Here is a 19,815-nt window from a genome sequence, read left to right on the forward strand (position 1 = left end):
TGGGCCCTGCTCGCTGGGCGCCGGTACTTGGGGCGAACTGAGTATGTGCGCCCTGGTCGGTTCCGGCGTGAGCAGGGACGCTTGGACCATGCGACAAGGACCGATGAAACTCGTACCCCAGGTGCTGGCGATCCCCGTGCTGACTGCGGTGACACTCGCGGCATGGGCCGCCTGGCTGGGCTGGGACCAGCACCGTGACGTACACCCCGACGGTTCGACGACCGGCCCGTACGAGGCGTGGCAGGTGATCGGGCTGGTGCTGACCTTGCTGGCACCGGTGTGCTGGGCGGCATCCCGACGGTACGTCGCAGGCGCCGTGCTCGGTACGACGATCGGCCTGACCGCCGCCGCGTTCGTCGACTGGTCGGACGACTCCAGCGGCCTGTTCATGGTCGGCGTGTTCATGGTCATGATGGGGAGCTTCTTCGTGACCGCGGCCGTCACCGCCGTGATCGTGTCCGTGACACGGGACCGGGGGCCCCGGACAGCCGCCTCTTAGTTCCTACGCTCCTGCAACGGGGTGGTAGCGCACATCGACCTCGGCAAAGGGCTGCGAGCCGTGGGCGTGCCGCAGCCGGACCGGCCGGCCGCCGGGGTTGTCGAAGAACCGGATGCCATCACCGAGCAGGATCGGTGCAACGTGCAGGTTGATTTCGTCGATCAGGCCGCGTTCGAGCAGCTGTCGGCCGATCGTCGGGGAGAGGACTTCGAGGTTCTTGCCGCCGGCGGCCTCCAGCCCGATGCGTACTGCCTCGGCCACGTCGCAGTTCAGGAACGTGACGCCGTCGGCGGGTGTGGCGTCCTCGGGGTGGTGGGTGAGGACGAAGATCTGGCCTTTCCAGTCCTCGCTGTAGGGCCGGGCGCCCGGGTCACGGTCCCAGCCGTTCCGCCCGCCCAGGACCGCGCCGGTGGTCTCGACGTACTCCTCTTCCACGCCGTCGCGGCCGGTGACCCCTGTCAGCCAGTCCATGGCGTGGTTCGGGCCCGCCACGAACCCGTCCAGCGACATGCTGAAGTGAAGAAGGACCTTGCCGGCGGCCTGTTGCGGTTCGATGTCGATCATCTGGAACTCCTTCGTTCGTCGCGCCGGCGCGAAAGCACCCGCTACATGGCAGACCGGACGGACGCCCAGAACTCATCGCCGCTGCGCTCCCCGCTGGGTACGGCCCCACTCTTTTGCGGGGTTGCAGTTGTCGCTGCGGCAGCTTCTACCGTCCTGAACAGGGCCGGAGAGACCGGCCTGGTGACGCGATCGTGAGGGAGACGGGCGATGGACGCGGCGATGGACTGGCCTATCGCGGAGGTCGCACGCATGTCGGGCGTGACCGCCCGGACCCTGCGGCATTACGACGAGATCGGCCTGCTGCCGCCGGCCAGGATCGGAGCCAACGGTCACCGCTACTACGAGGAGCACCAGCTGCTGCGGCTGCAGCAGATCCTCGTACTGCGGGCGCTGGGCGTAGGACTTCCCGAGGTCGGCCGGATCCTGGCTGAGCAGATCGACGAGGTGGATGCCCTGCGCGGACACCACCGCAGACTGCTCGCCGAGCGTGACCGGCTCGAAGCCCTGGCCGCCACCGTCTCCCGCACGATCGCCGAACTGGAGCAGTCCAGGAAGGACGGCACACCCATGACCGCCATCAACCGACCGGAGAACCTGTTCGAGGGCATCCAGCCCTCGCAGTACCAGGAAAGCCTGCGTGACTTCCCCGCGCATGCCGAGGAAGTCGCCCGAAGGGTCGCGGGGATGACCCCACAGGACGTCGAGGCCGCGCAGCGCGAGCGCACGACACAGATGATCCTGCTGGCCGACCTGATGGCCGCCGGCAACCCGGCTGACGCCGAGCCCGTACAGGCCCAGATCGACGCCCAGTACCAGGCCTTGACCGAACTGCGACCCGTGTCCGCCGAGGAATACAGCGCCATCGGACGCTCCTGCGTGGACAACGAGGCATGGCACGCGGCGTACGAGGCGATCGCACCCGGCCTGGCCGCGTACCAGCGGGACGCCATCGAGGAGTACGTCACCACCCGGCTCAGCTGACCGAGACCGGACCGGCCACGCGAACCATCCTCTTCGCGCCCCACCGCACCGACGGCGGCCACTTCGCAGCAGAATGCCCCCACCACGCGGAAAACCCGCGGGTGGGGGGCTTCTTCGGCTCTGCTTACTTCTTCTTTCCATGGTCGGGGGGCCCGTTTTTCGGCCCTGGTCAGAGGGCCGGACACCCCAACTGACCTGGGGTTGGGCGGTCGTTTTCGGTCGCCTCTGGTTACCCTCGGAGGGCCCAGACGGGGCCCAGGAAGGGCCGTCGGCTTACTGGTGGGCAAGAGCAAGAAGGGCCACCCTTCGGGTGGGCGACTTTCCGGGCGCCCTCGCTGGGGAGCTCTCAGCGGCTCGTGTGCGGCTGCGGGCATCGCCCTCATTGGAAGGCACCGGGCAGCCCTGGTGCCGGGCTCGGATATGTAGGCGTCCCGTAGAGCGTCGCAGGCCCCCAGCGGAGGTTCGGTCCCTGCGAGCGTGATAGGCCGCGAGAGGTTCCGTGGCGACACAGCGTGATCACAGTTTCGCTATTCGCGCGCGCACGCGTAGAGAGCCGTTGAGGAAACCGGGAAACCGGAAACTCCGTCACTTCCTGCGATGTCGACGGCTTGTGGCGGTGTCCGCCAGAACTTGAGGGCACCAATCGCCCGGCACGGTGTGTTGGCTTTGTCCACGAGAACGAGGATTTGGCTCACATCGCTATTCCGTGAAGCGGCCGGAAACCCAGTTCCGGAGGCCGGCGGGGGACGTACGCCTTTGCCGGTCGCAGCCCTGCTCTCCAGACAAGGGTCAGCGGTCGGTCCGGGAGAGGACTCCGCTGACGGAAGCGGACAAGGGCTCTCGTTTCGTGCGGGGCAGCGGTACCTCGGTCAGTGTGCCGTCATAGATCATCCACAGGCCGAAGCAGTCGTCGTCCTCGTCCCGGATGAACTGGATGACCCAGGTGCAGCACTCCTCGGACGGCATGGACACGGCGAACACGCCGTCGTCCACACGCGTGAAGATAGTGTCCGCAGCACTCTCTCCCTCTTAAGGGCGTCACCGCAGGTCAAGACAGCTCCTAAGGGTTAGGTGATGTGGACGCTAACCCTCGAAAGGCTGCGACTGAACACCGCGGCGGAACCAACCACTTAGCGGTCCAGTTCCACCGCGAGCTCGAGCGGTGGCGGGGACATGGAGCGTGCGACGGCTGCGATCGAGGCCGCTCGGGCCTATCAGCAGGCCCAATTGGACTGCTCGGCGATGGTGTGGTCGCGGGTGGGCACCAGAGTGCCGTCCACGATGAGCACAGTGTCTCTACGGAACCGCTTGCGCGGTTGCAGCGCGAGCGGCGGGCCGAGGTGATCGATGATGCGGTCGGCCGCGGACTTCGAGATATTGAAGAGTGGGGCGAGCTGGCACATCGTCAGGTTTGTGCGCCAGTAGGTCGCGACAAGCAGCACCGGGTCTTCCAGCAGAAGGGCACGGGCGGCCCTTGCGGACCTGATCTGCACTCTCGCGGCGCAGCGCAACCACCAACTTGCCGAAACACGCGGGCTCAGTCCCGGGAACGGGGCTATCCAGGACGGCTTCGACGCCGTAATCACACCAGACGCCACAAGATCGTTTCATGGTGCCCAGCACAACGTCGAGAATGCTCTTATGACTGAAAAACTGGTGAGGTTCCTTGTGGCGCGGCTGGATGAGGAGGCCGACTTGGCCCGGCGCTGCGACGGTGATGGATGCGGGGAGTGGTCTGCCCACGGACACACGGTCGACTTCTGTCAGGTTGACCTCTCCGGATTCCACCCAACGATTGCTCTGCATGTGGCTCTGCACGACCCGGCCCGCGTCCTGCGCGAGGTCGAGGCCAAGCGGCGCATACTGGCCCGTCACGCCCGCGACCCCTGGCCGTGCCACGACCTGCGCGACCTTGCCTCGCCTTACACCGACCATCCCGACTTCCCCGCACGGGCCTGAAGCGGCGCAGCACACGAACAGAGGCCCCACTAAGGCGGCGTGCTGGACCGAGCGTCGCCCTCTGAAGATCGTTTACGGGACAGCCCTTAGTTGGACGCGCTGCGACACGTATTCGGCAGGGCCAATGACTGGCTTTGCACTTGGTTCCCGAAGATGCCTGCCCCCACGCATGTCACTCGTCGTCGCTGCGTTCCAGGACCAAGCCGACGGACCCGTCCTCTAGGCCGTTGCTGTCCTCCAGGTGCAGGTGGCTCCCGTCCGGAACACCGTCCCGGGCGAGCGTGAGTAGATGGCTGGCCAGTGTTCTGAGCCCTGCGGCGTTTGCCTCGATGACGACTTCGCCACCAAGATTCCGCACCTCGATGCGCGCGTCCTCGTCCCAGGTGAAGACCTGCGCGACACCATCGGTCGTGGTTGTGACCCGGGTACTGGTGGACGGCGCGCTACTGCGTTCGGAGACCATGTTCCAAATCATGCCGGTTCCTTCGATGCCGCTTACGCCGGAGAATGGGTGCCGAGACCACTTCTCGGTAAGCCTTGCACCAGTGAGGCACTCGTTTGAGCTGGCCAGGAGGCGCACGACTGCACTGAGCCCGACGACGCGCGCCTGAGACCTGACGCACCCCGATTGACCGGGGTCGACCGCTCGTTCTGGCACGGATCTGGCACGCGAGCCTCTGCTAGCACGTGCAAGGATCGCAAGCATGCTTACCATCGACGTCAGTTCTGTGACCGACGAGCGCGGACTGCATGCAGCACTTGCGCAGGCACTGCACTTTCCTGGCTTCTACGGCATGAACTGGGCCGCATTTTGGGATGCGATCACCGGCCTGGTCCAGCTCCCAGACCATCTGCGCCTCGTAGGCTGGGACCACCTGAATAAACATGTCCCGCGCGGGGCCAACATGCTCCGACAGGCGCTCGACCGGTATCAACAGCAGTCCCGGCCACAGTTCTTCGCCGAATACGCGTAGAGCACCATAAGCCCATGGATCCGGGCTCACAGGGCACCACTAGCCCTCACTACCAAGACAGTCGCGGGTCCTGCTCATGCTCGGGAGAGTGTGCGGGCAACTTCCTTGCGTCTGCCCCGTCCGTGCGCCACAGGCACCCGGGATCGGGACTGTCGGTTCTCCATGACGGCGGCGGGACGTGGACCCGCTGTGTGCGCGGGATCGGCACTTCGGCTAGCACGCCGTCCTGGAACATCCACAGCCCGAAGCAGTCGTCTTCTTCGTCGTGGAGCATGACCTGGACACACTCGGGCCGGTTCCACGGCAGCGCCTCCAGGTCCGCGAGGACCCCGCGGCGCTGATTCCACCGGAAGAACTCGACGTACCAGCCGCCCACGAACCATCCGGGTATCTGCTCGAAACTGCCGTGCCAGGTGCGCGCCTCGTCGGGCCGTGTCAGCGGCTCCATCACCTCGTCCTCGTACTGTGCCAGGACGAGGACCTGTGCCATTCTGCTCATGAGCGCATGTCACCTTGTGGAGTGACCCCCTGGCAAATCAGTTTCGCCACACGCCGTTCAAGGCTCTCGATTCCGACACCGAGTCTGGATCGATGCAGGACAGTGCTCAGCATCCGGTTCTTGAGCTGCGACACCCGCTTTGTAAGTTCGACCGGGCCTGCCTGACAGCGCATTTGGCCGCGCAAGGCCCGGCCAGTCACGACCGGCCAACGCCGTACCTGTCTGCTGTCGTTGATGTCAGGTTGGATGGCGTTCATGGAACGTGTCGAGGCTGAGCTGTTCACGGACGGCGGGAATAACGCGGTGGTGCGCCTGCCCGGTCGACGGTTCCCCGGTGTACTGATCCCGGGTGACTCTCTCTCCATCCTTCGCAGCGACGTCGCCAAAGTGGTGGAGGCTTGCGAACAAGGTGACGTCGCTGCGGCCTGCCAAACCGCCGGCCTTCTCCTGGCCGACCTCGACGCGCTGCTGACGCGCTACTCCGCTGCGTTGGACGCGCACGAGATCCCGCGGCCGTACTGAGGACACCAACACCTGAGCTTGGGAATCACTGATCGCTTGAGGGGATGACCTGAGGAAACGACCCCATCTAGGGTGAGTTGAGTCGTGTCTGCCTGGCTGATAGTGACCGCAGGTGACCGGTTGTTCTGGTGCCAATCTGGTGTGCTCCAGCTTGTTCTGAGTGGCCAGGCCGGGCTTAGAACTGGCCAAGCCACCAGCGCGCCTCCAGGCTGTCAGCCGGGATGACCTTGGCCCTTGCCAAAATCTTCTCGTCGAGGGCACGGACGAGGGCGCGCAACTCACGCGCGCTCTTCTTGGGCAGTGCGTGAAGCACGGCTTCGAGCTGCCCGCGGAAGCCGGCGCCGTAGCACCCGCACTCAGGGAGGCCGCAATCAGGACCCATGCGTGGGTCTACAAGTTGCCGGAGAGGGCCGTGGGCAAGGACCTTCCAGTGCCAGAACGCTTCTTCCGTAGCTTCGGGCCAGAAGCGGGTCCGCTCCAGCCGACGCAAGTCGGCCGTGCAGGACCCTGAAAGGTGATCAATCAATGGGTACCGTCGCCGCCTCAGGGGGCGGGTGGGGAGGTCGCCCCGCAGGGCTGACGGGCGCCTACGCGGCATTGCCCCTTCGGTTGTCAGTCATGCGGGCAAGGTACAGAGCCAGGCGTCGGGTGGCTACCGCGTATTCCGGTGGCTGAAGCCTTGAGCTTGGGAAGCTGGATCGCTGCTTTGTAAGCCTGGCGTCGATCACGGACACGTTCTCGCTGGTCGCCACACGGGATCCGAACTGGGGAGGTGGCTAAAACCGTGGAGCCGACCGCCCCAGCCACAGAGGGTTTTCCCACCTCTGCCCGCTGGTCGCTGCCCGCAGCGCGCCCGCCTGGCGCGGCCAGCCGGGGGCGGAGACATGAGGCAGGCCGCGCCGCTGAGGCGGCGCGCGCCCGCGCCGTGCGCGGGTCTTGATGAAGTAGGGAAAGTTCTATCGGGCTGGCGTCAGGCGCTTGCCGTCATGGCTCCGAATGTGGGGCCCGTTCCCGTCGAGTGCGTCCAGTAGCCGGACCGTGTAGACCTCGGACATCCACTCGACGACCTCGTCCGGCGTAAGCCAGCCGACCGCGGTCGATTCGCTGGACGTTCGCTCGCTTCCGTCGGCGGGCTTGCATCGGAAGACCAGGGCCACGATGCCCCGCTTGGTGTTCTTGTAGACCCCAGTGAGCTCGTTCACCTCGACGTGGATACCCGTCTCCTCCAGGACCTCGCGCCGAACGCCCGCCTCCGGGGCCTCGTCGAGTTCGAGTACGCCGCCGGGGAGCTCCCAAGTGCCGTTGTCGGCACGGCGGATCGCCAGGAGCGGTCCGTCCTCGCGCACGATCACTCCGGCTCCGGCGGTCGGCGCTCCGCACGCCGAGTCTCGTGAGAACGGCATGCACGCGATGCGGCACTTCTACGCGTCGGTGCTGCTAGACGCAGGGGAGAACGTCAGGGCGCTGCCCGAGTACCTCGGGCACTCGGATCCTGGCCTGACGTTGCGCGTGTACGCCCACCTGATGCCGTCCAGTCAAGAATGCACTCGAAAGGCAATCGAGCACGCATACGAAAATTCAGAGCGTGGAAACTGAACTCTGGCAGTCCAGCAAGGCTCACAAAATGAGCACACGGCTTGAATCAGCGCACGGAAACTCGGCATCCTTCCACGGATGGGTAGTTCCATCCATGGAAGGAAGCTTACAGTTTATCGAAAAGAAATCCTGGGAGGCAGAAGGTCGCTCGAACATCTATCCCTGACCAGGGACGATCCCTTCCTGGGGAGGGATGTTCGAGCCGTCCAAGCTGTACAACAAGGCGTTCATCCAGTGAAATGAATCAATGCCGACCTGCGGAAATCTGCGACTTTTCTACTGTGGCTGTAGAAGCCATGCTTCTAGCTGCACGTTTGTCTGTGAAGCCGAGCTGTGCGAAAGTCTCACCACATGCGAATGCCGCCCGTGCATGGGCGGCATTCGTTTCTATTTCCGCACTCGGAATCCCTAGCCAGGAACCAATCGCAGATGGAGGCCTCATGGTCCCACGCACAGGTGTCACCCTCGACATCTGTCCTCGTGACTTGCCGCTCGCGCTCATCGGCACAGCTGGCGGCGCGCTCGCCTTGTGGGCTGACGCCCCCGCAGAGATCGCCGTCCCCGTGGCGCTGCTGATCGTCCTCGACATCCGCATCCACCGCTGGAGCCCACGCGCCTGACGGCTCGTTGAGCATCTGGCGGCCCACAGACGGCCCAGCCCACCGAAAAGCCCCCCACCACGCGGAAAACCCGCGGGTGGGGGGCTTTTTCAGCTCTGCTTACTTCTTCTTGCCCTGGGTCTGGGGGGCCCGTTTTTCGGCCCTGGTCAGAGGGTCGGGCACCCCAACTGACCTGGGGTCGGGCGGTCGTTGTTGGTCGTTGTTGGTCGCCCCTGGTCACCCTCGGAGGGCCCAGGCGGGGCCCAGGAAGGGCCGTCAGCTTGCTGGTGAGACAGAGCAAGAAGGACCACCCTTCGGGCGGACGATTCTCGGGCGCCCTCGCTGGCAAGCTCTCAGAGGCTTGTGTGCGCCTGCGGGACTCGGACAGTTGACGGATGCCTTCCAAGAGGGGGCGTCGCCCTCATTGGAAGGCATCGGATAGCCCCTGATGCAGCGCTCGGATAGCTAGGCGGCCCGTAGAGCGCCGCAGGCCTTCAGTGGAGGTTCCGGCGCCCTGTGGGCGAGATGGGCCGCGAGAGGCCCCGCGACGACGCAGCGTGACCCAAGTTTCGCTGATCGCGCGCGCACGCGTAGTGAGCCGTTGAGGAAACTGAGAAACCGGAAACTTCGTCACTCCCTGCGAGGACGAAGACTTGTGGCGGTGTCTGCCAGAGCCCGAAGGCACCACTCGCCCGGGGGTGTGGTGGCTTCCCCGCCGCGAGAGCCGCTGAACAGCAAGAGGAGCACGCCCGGCCGGGTGCTCCTCTTGCTGTTCAGCGGCACGCCGCCCGCCCCACTGAAAAGCCGTTCGTAGCCACGGCAGAGCGGCAGAGGGCATCGGTGCTTGAGGACGTCCGGCCCCGCCCCCTCCTGGGTGGCTCACCGAAGCTTTTCAGTGGCGCGGGGGCATTCCGCTTAGCTCTCACCCCACCTCTTACTAGAGAGTTGAGGGAAGACAGCGTCCGTAGCGTCCACACGTGCACCCATATAGGCCCTGACCTGCACAGACACTGCGGACGCTAAACAAAATGTGTAGCGTCCGCCAGTGTCCGCAGAGTCCGCAACCCTCGCTCTGCCTTAAGGGCATCACCGCAGGTCAAGGCGTCTCTTAAGGGTTGGGTAGTGCGGACGCTAACCTTCGACGCAGGGCTACTGAGGCATCAGGACGGACTCTTCCACTTAGCAGCCCAGTCGTGTCCCTCGTCCTCTGGGAAGGGGCCACCCCGCCACGTGTGGACGGTGGCCGGCCTCTTCGCCTCCCGGCCCCGTAACACTCTCCGTCGATGCGCCACTGAGGCCAGGATGTGGGGCGAGCGCCGCGCGCTTGCGGCTGTGGCAGCCAGCGCGGCGTTTTGCTGGTCTAGCTGCCCTCCAGGCGTGTTGACGCAACGGGTGGGTGGCTCTAAACTCATCGCATACCCCGCCGGGTCCGCAAGGCCCTGGTTCGACGGCCCCGTAAGGGGCCGTTTTTGTTTGCACAGGTAGGTAGTGCGCGATCAGGCGAGTAGAACCCGGGCGCCCTCCGGCCGCCGGAGTGACGAACCAACGCTCACACCTCCGCACCTCGGGAGGGGAAGCCAGCGTGGCCGAGCTGATCGTCTATGTCGATGGGTTCAACCTGTATCACGGCCTCCATGAAAGGTACGGGCGCAAGTTTCTGTGGCTTGACCTGGAGAAACTGGCCCAGACGTTGCGACCGCAGGATCGGCTAGCGAAGGTCAAGTACTTCACAGCTCCCGTCATGAACGACCCCGGAGCTCTCAGTCGGCAGGACGCCTACTTGCAGGCCCTGACCGCTCATAGCGGTACAGCAATCGAGATCATCAAAGGCCGCTACCAGTCCAAGCAGAAGCAGTGCCGGAAGTGCGGTTCTCAATGGACCCAATACGAGGAGAAGGAGACCGACGTCAACATAGCGGTCTCCTTGGTCGCCGACATTGCAACGAAGACTGCCACGGCTGCGATGCTCATCAGCGCAGACAGCGATCTCTCGCCAGCGGTACGAAAGGCAAGGAGCCTGGGGCCAGGGACCCACATCATGGCTGCCTTCCCTCCTAAGAGGTTCTCGAATGAGCTGAAGAAGTTGATGCCCGCCTCATTCTCCATTGGCCGCGGACGGTTCTCGGGTGCACAGCTCCCCGCTAAGGTCCTCGACCCCGTGACGGGCCATGGCATCGAGCGACCAGCGAAGTGGGTCTGAGGTCCAGTCTGCGCCGCACACGCGGTTGCTCCCTGCTGACCAGACCATCGCCCGTGGCACCTTCGGTCGATGCACCGTGGCGGCCAGCACGCCCGGCGGTCGCCGAGCGCTCGCGCAGCGAGCTGCCAAGGAATGTGCGGCTTGGCCGCTCCGCAGATCGCCCTTCTGGCGAGAGGGAGCCCCGGATTGGTCGCTAGACCTAGCACCCACCCCCGCTAGGTCTAGCGCCGCCGCTAGCGGCGAATCAGGGTGCTGAGCTGCGGTCTAGCGTCTAGCGGTCCTGAAGCCGCGCCGCTCCTTCCAGCGCTTTCAGTACGGATTCGGGATCGCCGTCGTAGACGATGTGGGGCTCGTGGGGCTGAGGCGGGACGAATCGGGCACGGTAGCGGATCAGGTCGTTCTCGGCGAAGTAGATCGCGTTCGGATCTGCCTCATGCTGCACGTTCCGCCTGTTCACGCGCGACCAGAGCTCTTCGTGACTTGCCTCCAGGTAGACAAGCACCGTGATTGCGCCGGCATCCGTCGCGATCGATCGCCATCGAGCCCGATCGTCCGGCGTCCAAAAGCCGTGATCGACCACTACGTTCTGCCCAGCCTGAAGGGCCTCGCCGAGGTCTGCGGAGATGTCTTCGAGGACCGGGCGCTCAAGGGTCGGGAACGTGCCCCGGGGGAAGTCGACGCCGTAGACGCCGTGTCGGCGCCACATCTCCTCGTCCGGGCACAGCCTGGCGAAGCCGCGGGCCGTCAGTACTCGGGAAAGGGTTGTCTTTCCCGAGCCGGGGAGCCCTGCCATCAGCACGCAGAACGGCCGGGCGCTGCTGTCGGCGTCGATCACTGGGTGACTTCCGATTCCGTCTGCCACGTGCGGCCGGGGCTGCCGAGGTCGACGCCGTACTCCACGACGGTCTCCGCGCTGTCCACGAACTTCGCCGTCATCACGACTACTGGTCCCGTCGCAGCCATCGCGGGATCCAACTCCAGGAGCGAAGCATCGTCCGGCGTCAGCAGACGTGCGGACGCGGTGTCGACCCGGTGGGTGATAGGTCGGCCGGTTGCCTGAGCGATGAGCTGGAGTGAAGTTCCCCCGGTCAGCCGCTCGCTCTTTGCCAACTGCGGCACCAACTTCCCGTACTGGGCAGGGATCCAGGAAGTGGAGTGGGCGACGATTCCGTGTCGGTCGCGGTACACGCGACACCGCCTGACGACGTCCGATCCAGGCTCGATATCCAGTGCCCTGGCCACGTCGGCAGGCGCCGGCACTACTGAGGCTTGGTGAGAGTCGGACCGCTCGCCGGATCCCCAGCTTGACCCGCTGCGGCGCCCTCGGTCCTGACGCTGAGATCCAGACGACATCGGAGAGGGGCGGTCCAGCACTTCCGTCCCGATGCCATGAATGCCCCGGACAAGACCCTCACTCCGCAGCTTCCGCAACGCCTTCTCGGCAGTCGCGGTGCTGACCTGCCACTCCTGCGCGAGGTTCTTGATGCTCGGCAGAAGCGAGCCCGGCGACAACTGGCCTGACGTGATCACCTCCGCGTAGTGCGCGGCGATCTGCGCGTACGGCGCTCGATTGTCGGCCTGCTCCGACATCTCTCAGCTCCCTTGTCTCCGTGGATGACATCCCTAGCGTACCGCTTGACACCCTAGGGTGCCCTAGGGAACCCTAGGGATGTGCCCACCGGTCGATTCGATCGATCGGAGAGTGCTGCACCCGGCTGCGTGGGGTGCGGATGCGAACGAAGTCCTGGCTCGCCAGGAACAGCAGGGAGCGGCTCCCTACCGCCAAGCAGTCAGCCGCTCCCCGACCCTCAAAGGGGTAAGTCCATGATGCCTGGAACCTTAGTGAAGCCGCTCGTGCAGGTGCCGGTTCAGTCCGGCCAGATGGTGCGAGTGCAGGACCTGACCGGCTCGGAGAGGGCGGTTGCCCTGTACGCGTCGGACATGCCGTCGGGGCGCCGTCGCCACTCGTCGGAGCAGGTCCGTGAATGGATCGTGCAGGGCGTCGAGCGGCTGGGTGCGGCGGAGATCCGTCGTCGGGGAGAGTTCTTCTACGGCCACCGGTTGCTGGAGCTGAGCGGCCTGGTCACCCCGCAGATTCAGCAGCGGCACGAGCAGCGGTTCCCGAAGCGGGGCCGTCTGAACGTGGCCGACCAGGAGTCCGCCAACAGCGTCTTCGGCGACCGCATGAGTGAGGAGACCAGGCTCCGCAACGGAACCGCTGCGGTCGACGGCGACTGCCCGTGCAGGGGTACGCGTTGCATCCCGACGTTCTACGACGATGACTGCGGGCCCGTCGACATGCTGTGCCCGGTCCACGCGCGGGCGGAGATCCGACGCCACCGCGCGGGATACCGGCAGGGCGTTGACCTGCGTGACGGCCTGCGTCACACCGAGCGTCACGCCGGGGAGCTGCGTCCGTGAGCGTCCGTCACCTGACCGCGTCCCGTCGGCGCCAGCGCAAGGAACAGCTCGCCAGGCGCCACGGTGCCCGATGCACGTACTGCCTTCGGCCGTTCGCTTCCCTGCGGGAGGCGACGCTGGACCACATCGTGCCGCGCTCGCTCTTTCCGACCTGGTCGGTGGTTCACCTGACCCTCGCGTGCGGGCCGTGCAATCACGCGAAAGCCGACCGGCTGCCGCTGTCCATGGCGCTCCTGCTGGTGTGGTCGACGACAGGGAACCGAGGGACCTTCCACCCGGTGGAAGAGGTGGAAGTTCACGGCTTCCACCCCGCGTTCACCGACCCCCAGAGCGCGTTCACCGCGAGTGCCGACCGTGTCCCCGATCGCGACGGGGTGAGCGGGAATCCGCTGGTCGAGTCGGGTGGAAGACGGGTGGAAGCCGACCCGACTTCCACCCCGTCCACCTCGGTCGACTGGCGCCTGCTGGCCCGACTCGCCCACGCCCGCCAGTCGATCGCCGTACCCCGTGAACAGTCCGGTGAACGCCGTGAACAGTCGACCCCTGGTCAGGCGATTCACCGCCAGACAGCGAGACGTGCGGTGCGCGTCGGTCGACTCGAACACACCCGCCGGACGCCCCGACTGAACACTTGTGAACAGCCGACCGATCGAGGGGTGAGCGCATGAACACCAGCACCCAGCGCGTGAACGGACAGGCCCGACCGATCGACCCGATCGACCCGATCGCCCCGACCGAGTCGGCCGACCGACCGGCCGTGAACAAGACCCGACCGGCCAAGCAGCCGACCGAGGACGGCGGCAAGAAGCCGTCTGCGGCAGTCCGGCTCGTGGCCATGGCCCGCGATCAGTACACGTTCGTCATGTCGACCGACGGCCGTCCCTACGCGGTCGCGATCGACGGCCCGAACCTCGCCCTCCCGCTGCGTGGCCGCACCGGTCTGCGCCAGCGCCTGGCCCGTCTGTACGCCGACACCTTCGAAGGGGACGTGGCATCACAGTCCGCGCTCGCCGACGCCATGACGGTCCTGGAAGGCATCGCCGACTCCAACGACCCAGTGCCGGTGCACCTTCGGGTCGGACACGACGACGCGGGAACGCTCGTGGTCGACCTCGGCACGGCCGACGGGCGGGCGGTGACCCTGTCGGCCGGCGGATGGCACGTCGTTGACCGCTCGCCGGTTCTCTTCCGGCGGTCGGGGGCCATGGCGCCGATGCCCACCCCGATCCTGGTCGGGGACGGCCTGTCGAAGCTTCACGCGCTGCTCAACATGGACGACTCCACGTTCCGTCAGCTCGTGGCGTGGCTGGTCGCCGCATGGATTCCGAAGATCCCCCACCCGGTCCTGACGTTCAAGGGCGAGCAGGGCACGGGCAAGTCGAAGACGGCGCAGATGGTCGTGAACCTCATCGACCCCTCACCCGCCTCGAAGCGGTCGCAGCCGCGGGACATCAAGGCATGGTCCGCGCAGGCGTTCAACTCCTGGGCCCTGTGCCTGGACAACATCAGCACGATTCCGCCGTGGCTCTCCGACACTCTGTGCAAGGCCGTCACCGGGGACGGGATCGTGGACCGGGCCCTGTACACCGACGACGACGTCGTCGTGCTCTCCTTCCGCCGCGTGCTCGCCATGACGACCATCGACGCCGGAGCTCTCGCGGGGGACCTCGCCGAACGGCTGCTGATGCTGGATCTCCAGCTGATCGACGAGGAGCGGCGCCGGACCGAGGAGGAGTTGGACGACGCGTTCGAGGCGGTGCGTCCGTCCGTCCTCGGATCGCTGTGTGACCTGCTGGCCACCGTGCTCGCGGTGCTGCCGTCTATCCGGCTGGCGTCCATGCCGCGCATGGCTGACTTCGCCCGTGTGCTCGCGGCCGTCGACCAGGTCATGGAGTGGAACACGCTGGACGACTACCTCGCCGCATCGGCGAACGTCGCCGGAGACGCGTTGGAGGGCGACCAGTTCGGCTCCGCTGTCGCGGCCCTGGTCGAGCAGGCCGGAACCTGGACCGGCACCGCCGCCCAACTCCTGGAGCAGGCACAGCCGCCCGGGGGTGTCCGGCCGCAGAACTGGCCCAAGGACGCCACCCGCGCGGGTGGCAAGGTCAAGCGCCTTGCCCCGCTGCTGCGGTCCATCGGGATCACCGTGGACGACACGCAACGTAGCCGCGACCGGCACCGGTCCAAGCTCCTGATCCTCACCCGGACCGACCCTCCCGACGAGTCAGCGTCCGCACCGCCCGAGCCCACCCTGTGGCCGGAGGTGGCCTCCATCGGGCCGGACCAAATGGTCCCTGACCAGTACTGACGCCGCCGGAACACCACCGGGCCGGGCCGCCGAATAGCGGCCCGGACGCGTCACCCGCTGCGGACGCTGAAGCCGTCCAGCGTCCGCAGCGTCCGCACCAGCGTCCGCGCCTCTCACCTCAACTGACCTGCACTAACAGATGGGTGCGGACGCTGGGGCGCTGCGGACGCTGCAATACATCAACTCTCTAGGACGGCGACCGGCACCACTCCCACGCACCGCACCACGGACACGAGGAGTCACCACCGCCATGGCCACCGACCCGCGCGCGACCCTCCGCGCAGGACTCCCGGACCGCTACCTCACCCCCGAAGACCTCGCCGCAATGCTCGTCCTGCCGATCGAGACCGTCTATCGCTGGCGCAAGCAGCGCATCGGCCCGCCCGGTTTCCGCGTCGGCCGGCACGTTCGCTACGACCCCGCTGCAGTCCGCGCCTGGATCGACCAGCAGACCGACCGCGACACCGCCTGACCACCCCGAGGTAAAGCCCACCCTCTCTACCCGGGAGTTCCCGGCGACCCGCCCACTGAGGCGCCGCCGGGGCTCCACCCGCCCCTCGCCGGTAGAGGGGCCCCTTTACCCCGGTAGAGGGGGAGGTAAGGGCCCCCGACCTGCGAGGTAAGGGCGGTAAAGGGGGGCATCGCACCGTGCCCCACGGCGTCACAACACGTCTGGCTCACCGCCTTTGTGGCTGCCGCCCGGGATTCGAACCCGGGGTTCCGCATCCGGGCGAACCGGCGTACGGAGTCCTTGGCCGCTAGACGACGGCAACCCGAACGCACCCTACGCGGGTCAGGGAGGCAGCGCCTCGCCCGCCAGGGAGGCAGGGAGAACTCCCTGACCGCCTCCCTGACCCACCTCCCTTGGCCTGACCAGCGCAAACAGCTTCCAGGGAGGCAGGGAGGCGCAGTCCAGCACACCCGAAACACACCCGCAGAGCAGCTCACCTAGCGGCACCCGCAGCATCCCTGACGCGTGTTCACGAAAGGACACACCTCACATGGCAGGCAGCATCCAAGACCGTTGGTTCCGGACCGAGACCGACGACGACGGCAAGACCGTCCGAGTTAAGACGGACCGGCACGGGACCGGTATGCGCTATCGGGCGCGCTACTTCGCGCCCGACGGCAAGCGCAAGAGCAAGTCCTTCGCCGACGGGCAGAAGCGCCTCGCCGAGCAGTGGCTCAGCAGCATCAGCGCAGATGTGGCCCGAGGTCAGTACATCGATCCGAATGCGGCCCGGACGTCCTTCCAGGAGTTCGCCGAACAGTGGCTGGCGAGCCAGAGCGGCGATCCGAACACCCGGGCCTCGATGCAGTCGCAGCTCAAGTTGCACGCCTTCCCGCGCATCGGGACACGTCCGCTGGGCTCGTTCCAGCCGAGTCACATGCGCGAGTTCGTGACGCAGCTCGAAACATCCGGCATGTCTGGCTCGTACGCCCGCGTCATCTTCTCCAACGTGCGGGCCATCCTGAGCGCGGCCGTCGAAGACGGCTGTCTGCCCCGGAACCCTTGCCACTCGCGCACGGTGACGCTCCCGGAGATGGGCGCGCGGCGGGTGGTCCCCTGGCTGCCGGAACGGGTCTTCGCCATGCGCGGAGCCCTGGCCGAGCGGTTCCGCCCTCTTGTCGACGTCGGCGCCGGTTGCGGCCTGCGACAGGGCGAGATCCTCGGTCTGTCGGTCGACGAGCTGGACTTCGACAACGAGGTGCTTCACGTCGTCCAACAGCTCAAGCTGAGCCTGAGTCAGCCCGTCTTCGCTCCGCCGAAGGGTGGCAAGCTGCGGGACGTGCCGCTGCCCGAGCCTGTGGCCGACGCGCTCAAGGCGCACATGAAGCGCTTCCCGCCGGTAGAGATCGCGCTGCCGTGGATGCGCGCTGGCGGACCGCCTGTGACCAAGCGCCTGATCTTCACCGGCCCGCTCGGTGGGCACGTCTGGCGCACGTCGCTGAATGAGGACCACTGGAAGCCAGCACTCGCCAAGGTCGGCGTCATTCCGGTAGCGAAGAGCCGCGAGTACGCCGCCGCTCGGGAGCACGGTATGCACGCGCTGAGGCACTTCTACGCCTCCGTACTGCTGGACGCCGGAGAGAGCATCAAGGCCGTCAGCGAGTACCTGGGGCACTCCGATCCGGGGCTGACGCTGAAGGTGTACGCGCACCTCATGCCCAGTAGCCGGGACCGCGCCCGAAAGGCTCTCGGCAAGGCTCTGCGGCCGGACGAACCTCTGCACTGAGGGCCCAGCGTGGGCCCAGAACAAAGAACAGCCCCTGACCTGCACCATAAGTGCAGGTCAAGGGCATGATCACTATTCCTACTTCTTCTTGCCCTGGTTCTTCACTGCCTCGATCGCCGCCTGTGCGGCGTCCGGGTCCAGGTACGTGCCACCCGGGTTCAGGGGGTGGAAGTCGGCGTCCAGTTCGTAGACGAGCGGGATGCCGGTCGGGATGTTCAGGCCCGAGATGTCCTCGTCGGAGATGCCGTCCAGGTGCTTGACCAGGCCGCGGAGGCTGTTGCCGTGGGCGGCGACCAGGACGGTCCTGCCGTCGAGGAGGTCGGGGACGATGCCGTCGTACCAGTACGGCAGCATGCGGTCGACGACGTCCTTGAGGCACTCGGTGCGCGGGCGCAGCTCGCTCGGGATCGTCGCGTAGCGCGCGTCGTCGGACTGGGAGAACTCCGTGCCGTCCTCGAGGGCCGGCGGCGGGGTGTCGTACGAGCGGCGCCAGAGCATGAACTGCTCCTCGCCGAACTCGGCGAGCGTCTGGGCCTTGTCCTTGCCCTGGAGGGCGCCGTAGTGGCGCTCGTTCAGGCGCCAGGAGCGGTGGACCGGGATCCAGTGGCGGTCCGCGGCTTCCAGCCCGAGCTGGGCGGTGCGGATCGCGCGCTTCTGGAGGGAGGTGTGCACGACATCGGGGAGCAGGCCGGCGTCCTTGAGCAGCTCACCGCCGCGGACCGCCTCCTTCTCGCCCTTGTCGGTGAGGTCTACGTCCACCCAACCGGTGAACAGGTTCTTCGCGTTCCATTCGCTCTCGCCGTGGCGGAGGAGGATCAGCTTGTACGGTGCGTCGGCCATGAGCCCGAGCGTAATCGAACCCGTGCGGCCCGCGCGCGCCCGGTCACAGAGCGGACGGGAGGGGGTGGGGGAGGGGGCGCGGGGGTTCCGATTGACGGTCGGCGTCAATCGAGTGGCGGACGGAAAACCCCGCTTCGTAATATTCGGATTGCCATCGGACCACTTACGGTCCACACCCAATCCGTACGTCCCCGGGGGGAATCCGCATGTCTGTCGACGGGCTCAGAAGGGCCGCACGCGAGACGGTCTCCGGTCTCCCCCGGGAGTTCTGGTGGCTGTGGACGAGCACGCTCGTCAACCGCCTCGGGGCGTTCGTCGCCACCTTCATGGCGCTCTATCTGACCCTGGACCGGGGGTACTCCGCCTCGTACGCCGGGCTCGTCGCCGCGCTCCACGGGCTCGGCGGTGTCGTCTCCTCGCTCGGTGCCGGCGTGATGACGGACCGGCTGGGGCGCCGGCCCACCATGCTGATCGCGCAGGTGTCGACCGCGCTGTCCGTGGCGCTGCTCGGGTTCATGGTGCACCCGGTGGCCATCGCCGGGGTCGCGTTCCTCGTCGGCATGGCGAGCAACGCCTCGCGGCCCGCCGTGCAGGCGATGATGGCCGACATCGTGCCGGCGAAGGACCGGGTGCGGGCGTTCTCCCTGAACTACTGGGCCATCAACCTCGGCTTCGCGATCTCGTCCGCCGGTGCCGGGTTCATCGCCGAGTACAGCTATCTCGCCGGGTTCATGGGCGAGGCCGCGATGACGCTCGTCTGCGCCGTCCTCGTCTTCATGAAGGTGCCGGAGTCACGGCCGGAGAAGGCGCCCGTCGCGCCCGGCGGGAAGGAAGCGGTGGCGGACGACGTCCGGCTCTCCACCGTGCTGCGCGACGGTCGGTTCATGAGCGTCGTCGGGCTGTCGTTCGTGATCGCGCTGATCTTCCAGCAGGGTTACGTCGGGCTGCCCGTCGCCATGGGGGCCGACGGATTCTCCGCCTCCGACTTCGGTACGGCGATCGCCGTCAACGGTGTGCTGATCGTGGCACTCCAGATCCCCGTCACCCGCTTCATCCAGTACCGCGATCCGCGCAAGCTGCTCGTTATCTCGTCGCTGCTCGCTGGGTACGGATTCGGGCTGACCGCGTTCGCCGGATCGATCGGCGTGTACGCGGTGACGGTCTGCGTGTGGACCCTCGCCGAGATCATCAACGCACCGACCCAGACGGGCCTGGTCGTCCAGCTCTCGCCGGCCCATGGGCGCGGGCGCTACCAGGGCATGTACACGATGTCCTGGTCGGCGGCGGCCCTGGTCGCCCCGCTGATGTCCGGCTTCGTGATCGACCGGTACGGCGCCGAGTGGCTCTGGGGCGCCTGCGCCGTACTGGGTACGGTCGCGGCGGCGGGGTACTGGCTGCTGACGCGCAACCTGCCCATGGAGGGCCAGGTGGGGGAGGCGGCGATCGTGGAGAGCGGGGCGCCCGCGACGGCTGTCGCACCGGTGCCGGTGCCGGTGCCGGTGAAGGCGGAGGGGGCTGAGGCCGGGCGGGTCGTCGGCTGACCGCGGATCGTGCGGTGCCGGGCGGGGCGCGGGTGAGGGAGCAGCGCGGTGGTGTTCCGCGACGGAGCCTTCCGT

At 66.8% G+C, this 19,815-nt stretch carries 21 protein-coding genes and 2 pseudogenes; 14 read left to right on the top strand and 9 right to left on the bottom strand.

The features are described 5' to 3' along the window. Nucleotides 1-88: 88 nt before the first annotated feature. Nucleotides 89-499 carry a hypothetical protein gene (locus tag ACWGO0_RS22580; protein WP_453537757.1) on the top strand — a complete coding sequence of 137 codons (411 nt, stop codon included), beginning with the start codon at nt 89-91 and terminating at the stop codon, nt 497-499. 3 nt (nt 500-502) lie between these two features. Here ACWGO0_RS22580 and ACWGO0_RS22585 read toward each other — a convergent pair whose 3' ends face one another. Further along, on the bottom strand, nt 503-1,063 hold the full coding sequence (locus tag ACWGO0_RS22585) for a dihydrofolate reductase family protein (RefSeq protein ID WP_453537760.1): 561 nt from the start codon (nt 1,061-1,063) through the stop codon (nt 503-505). A gap of 219 nt (nt 1,064-1,282) precedes the next feature. On the opposite strand from ACWGO0_RS22585, the gene ACWGO0_RS22590 reads away from it, so the two are divergent. Further along, nucleotides 1,283-2,044: a MerR family transcriptional regulator gene (locus tag ACWGO0_RS22590; RefSeq protein ID WP_453537831.1), complete on the top strand. Its 762-nt coding sequence runs from the start codon at nt 1,283-1,285 to the stop codon at nt 2,042-2,044. Between the two features lie 789 nt (nt 2,045-2,833). Here ACWGO0_RS22590 and ACWGO0_RS22595 read toward each other — a convergent pair. Continuing rightward, the gene (locus ACWGO0_RS22595) at nt 2,834-3,037 is read right to left on the bottom strand and encodes a hypothetical protein (RefSeq protein ID WP_453537763.1); all 204 of its coding nucleotides are present in this window, start codon (nt 3,035-3,037) and stop codon (nt 2,834-2,836) included. Between the two features lie 236 nt (nt 3,038-3,273). Then, nucleotides 3,274-3,642, bottom strand: a pseudogene (locus ACWGO0_RS22600) (helix-turn-helix domain-containing protein); the annotation flags it as partial. 43 nt (nt 3,643-3,685) lie between these two features. On the opposite strand from ACWGO0_RS22600, the gene ACWGO0_RS22605 reads away from it, so the two are divergent. Then, nucleotides 3,686-4,003: a DUF6221 family protein gene (locus ACWGO0_RS22605; RefSeq protein WP_453537766.1), complete on the top strand. Its 318-nt coding sequence runs from the start codon at nt 3,686-3,688 to the stop codon at nt 4,001-4,003. Nucleotides 4,004-4,175: 172 nt separating this feature from the next. Here ACWGO0_RS22605 and ACWGO0_RS22610 read toward each other — a convergent pair whose 3' ends face one another. Next, complete coding sequence (locus ACWGO0_RS22610) at nt 4,176-4,478, bottom strand: Imm32 family immunity protein (protein ID WP_453537769.1); 303 nt, start codon at nt 4,476-4,478, stop codon at nt 4,176-4,178. Between the two features lie 229 nt (nt 4,479-4,707). Between ACWGO0_RS22610 and ACWGO0_RS22615 the strand changes: the two genes are divergently transcribed. Continuing rightward, a complete protein-coding gene (locus ACWGO0_RS22615; RefSeq protein ID WP_453537772.1) occupies nt 4,708-4,977 on the top strand; it encodes a barstar family protein in 270 nt (89 codons plus the stop codon). 49 nt (nt 4,978-5,026) lie between these two features. Here the strand turns inward: ACWGO0_RS22615 and ACWGO0_RS22620 are convergent, their stop codons facing one another. After that, entirely contained in the window at nt 5,027-5,476 is a 450-nt protein-coding gene (locus ACWGO0_RS22620; RefSeq protein WP_453537775.1) for a hypothetical protein, read from the bottom strand. A 255-nt stretch (nt 5,477-5,731) separates the two neighbouring features. On the opposite strand from ACWGO0_RS22620, the gene ACWGO0_RS22625 reads away from it, so the two are divergent. Then, nucleotides 5,732-5,998 (top strand): DUF6959 family protein, encoded by a 267-nt coding sequence (locus ACWGO0_RS22625; RefSeq protein ID WP_453537778.1) that lies wholly within the window; start codon nt 5,732-5,734, stop codon nt 5,996-5,998. A 956-nt stretch (nt 5,999-6,954) separates the two neighbouring features. On the opposite strand, the gene ACWGO0_RS22630 is transcribed toward ACWGO0_RS22625, so the two are convergent. Continuing rightward, a complete protein-coding gene (locus ACWGO0_RS22630; protein ID WP_453537781.1) occupies nt 6,955-7,344 on the bottom strand; it encodes an NUDIX hydrolase in 390 nt (129 codons plus the stop codon). Between the two features lie 22 nt (nt 7,345-7,366). Here ACWGO0_RS22630 and ACWGO0_RS22635 point away from each other — a divergent pair. From ACWGO0_RS22635 to ACWGO0_RS22645, 3 genes and pseudogenes are all read left to right on the top strand, one after another. Next, nucleotides 7,367-7,594, top strand: a pseudogene (locus tag ACWGO0_RS22635) (tyrosine-type recombinase/integrase); the annotation flags it as partial. A 440-nt stretch (nt 7,595-8,034) separates the two neighbouring features. Next, nucleotides 8,035-8,214, top strand: a complete 180-nt coding sequence (locus ACWGO0_RS22640; RefSeq protein WP_453537784.1) for a hypothetical protein — start codon at nt 8,035-8,037, stop codon at nt 8,212-8,214. Nucleotides 8,215-9,775: 1,561 nt separating this feature from the next. Next, nucleotides 9,776-10,393: an NYN domain-containing protein gene (locus ACWGO0_RS22645; protein ID WP_453537787.1), complete on the top strand. Its 618-nt coding sequence runs from the start codon at nt 9,776-9,778 to the stop codon at nt 10,391-10,393. Between the two features lie 271 nt (nt 10,394-10,664). Here the strand turns inward: ACWGO0_RS22645 and ACWGO0_RS22650 are convergent, their stop codons facing one another. Beyond that, nucleotides 10,665-11,228, bottom strand: a complete 564-nt coding sequence (locus tag ACWGO0_RS22650; RefSeq protein ID WP_453537790.1) for an AAA family ATPase — start codon at nt 11,226-11,228, stop codon at nt 10,665-10,667. Beyond that, entirely contained in the window at nt 11,225-11,983 is a 759-nt protein-coding gene (locus ACWGO0_RS22655; protein ID WP_453537793.1) for a GntR family transcriptional regulator, read from the bottom strand. The genes ACWGO0_RS22650 and ACWGO0_RS22655 overlap by 4 nt, the downstream gene beginning before the upstream one ends. A gap of 234 nt (nt 11,984-12,217) precedes the next feature. Here ACWGO0_RS22655 and ACWGO0_RS22660 point away from each other — a divergent pair, with 234 nt between their 5' ends. From ACWGO0_RS22660 to ACWGO0_RS22680, 5 genes are all read left to right on the top strand, one after another. Next, complete coding sequence (locus ACWGO0_RS22660) at nt 12,218-12,814, top strand: hypothetical protein (protein ID WP_453537796.1); 597 nt, start codon at nt 12,218-12,220, stop codon at nt 12,812-12,814. Continuing rightward, on the top strand, nt 12,811-13,482 hold the full coding sequence (locus ACWGO0_RS22665; protein ID WP_453537799.1) for an HNH endonuclease: 672 nt from the start codon (nt 12,811-12,813) through the stop codon (nt 13,480-13,482). The genes ACWGO0_RS22660 and ACWGO0_RS22665 overlap by 4 nt, the downstream gene beginning before the upstream one ends. Next, the gene (locus ACWGO0_RS22670) at nt 13,479-15,122 is read left to right on the top strand and encodes an ATP-binding protein (RefSeq protein WP_453537802.1); all 1,644 of its coding nucleotides are present in this window, start codon (nt 13,479-13,481) and stop codon (nt 15,120-15,122) included. The genes ACWGO0_RS22665 and ACWGO0_RS22670 overlap by 4 nt, the downstream gene beginning before the upstream one ends. Before the next feature lie 250 nt (nt 15,123-15,372). Next, nucleotides 15,373-15,594 (top strand): helix-turn-helix domain-containing protein, encoded by a 222-nt coding sequence (locus ACWGO0_RS22675; RefSeq protein WP_453537805.1) that lies wholly within the window; start codon nt 15,373-15,375, stop codon nt 15,592-15,594. Nucleotides 15,595-16,123: 529 nt separating this feature from the next. Beyond that, nucleotides 16,124-17,359 carry a tyrosine-type recombinase/integrase gene (locus ACWGO0_RS22680; RefSeq protein ID WP_453537808.1) on the top strand — a complete coding sequence of 412 codons (1,236 nt, stop codon included), beginning with the start codon at nt 16,124-16,126 and terminating at the stop codon, nt 17,357-17,359. Nucleotides 17,360-17,437: 78 nt separating this feature from the next. Here the strand turns inward: ACWGO0_RS22680 and ACWGO0_RS22685 are convergent, their stop codons facing one another. Beyond that, nucleotides 17,438-18,199: a phosphoglyceromutase gene (locus tag ACWGO0_RS22685; protein ID WP_453537811.1), complete on the bottom strand. Its 762-nt coding sequence runs from the start codon at nt 18,197-18,199 to the stop codon at nt 17,438-17,440. A 206-nt stretch (nt 18,200-18,405) separates the two neighbouring features. Between ACWGO0_RS22685 and ACWGO0_RS22690 the strand changes: the two genes are divergently transcribed. Beyond that, nucleotides 18,406-19,740, top strand: coding sequence for an MDR family MFS transporter (locus tag ACWGO0_RS22690; RefSeq protein ID WP_453537814.1), 1,335 nt, complete (start codon nt 18,406-18,408; stop codon nt 19,738-19,740). Nucleotides 19,741-19,815 lie beyond the last annotated feature (75 nt).

This window comes from Streptomyces sp. NPDC055749 (genome assembly GCF_053617235.1).

Coding starts and splice junctions, on each gene's coding strand:
- ACWGO0_RS22660 (WP_453537796.1), top strand. CDS start 12,218: ATGATGCCTGGAACCTTAGTGAAGCCGCTCGTGCAGGTGCCGGTTCAG.
- ACWGO0_RS22690 (WP_453537814.1), top strand. CDS start 18,406: ATGTCTGTCGACGGGCTCAGAAGGGCCGCACGCGAGACGGTCTCCGGT.
- ACWGO0_RS22655 (WP_453537793.1), bottom strand. CDS start 11,983: ATGTCGGAGCAGGCCGACAATCGAGCGCCGTACGCGCAGATCGCCGCG.
- ACWGO0_RS22625 (WP_453537778.1), top strand. CDS start 5,732: ATGGAACGTGTCGAGGCTGAGCTGTTCACGGACGGCGGGAATAACGCG.
- ACWGO0_RS22615 (WP_453537772.1), top strand. CDS start 4,708: ATGCTTACCATCGACGTCAGTTCTGTGACCGACGAGCGCGGACTGCAT.
- ACWGO0_RS22670 (WP_453537802.1), top strand. CDS start 13,479: ATGAACACCAGCACCCAGCGCGTGAACGGACAGGCCCGACCGATCGAC.
- ACWGO0_RS22640 (WP_453537784.1), top strand. CDS start 8,035: ATGGTCCCACGCACAGGTGTCACCCTCGACATCTGTCCTCGTGACTTG.
- ACWGO0_RS22675 (WP_453537805.1), top strand. CDS start 15,373: ATGGCCACCGACCCGCGCGCGACCCTCCGCGCAGGACTCCCGGACCGC.
- ACWGO0_RS22590 (WP_453537831.1), top strand. CDS start 1,283: ATGGACTGGCCTATCGCGGAGGTCGCACGCATGTCGGGCGTGACCGCC.
- ACWGO0_RS22605 (WP_453537766.1), top strand. CDS start 3,686: ATGACTGAAAAACTGGTGAGGTTCCTTGTGGCGCGGCTGGATGAGGAG.
- ACWGO0_RS22620 (WP_453537775.1), bottom strand. CDS start 5,476: ATGAGCAGAATGGCACAGGTCCTCGTCCTGGCACAGTACGAGGACGAG.
- ACWGO0_RS22685 (WP_453537811.1), bottom strand. CDS start 18,199: ATGGCCGACGCACCGTACAAGCTGATCCTCCTCCGCCACGGCGAGAGC.
- ACWGO0_RS22585 (WP_453537760.1), bottom strand. CDS start 1,063: ATGATCGACATCGAACCGCAACAGGCCGCCGGCAAGGTCCTTCTTCAC.
- ACWGO0_RS22680 (WP_453537808.1), top strand. CDS start 16,124: ATGGCAGGCAGCATCCAAGACCGTTGGTTCCGGACCGAGACCGACGAC.
- ACWGO0_RS22580 (WP_453537757.1), top strand. CDS start 89: ATGCGACAAGGACCGATGAAACTCGTACCCCAGGTGCTGGCGATCCCC.
- ACWGO0_RS22610 (WP_453537769.1), bottom strand. CDS start 4,478: ATGATTTGGAACATGGTCTCCGAACGCAGTAGCGCGCCGTCCACCAGT.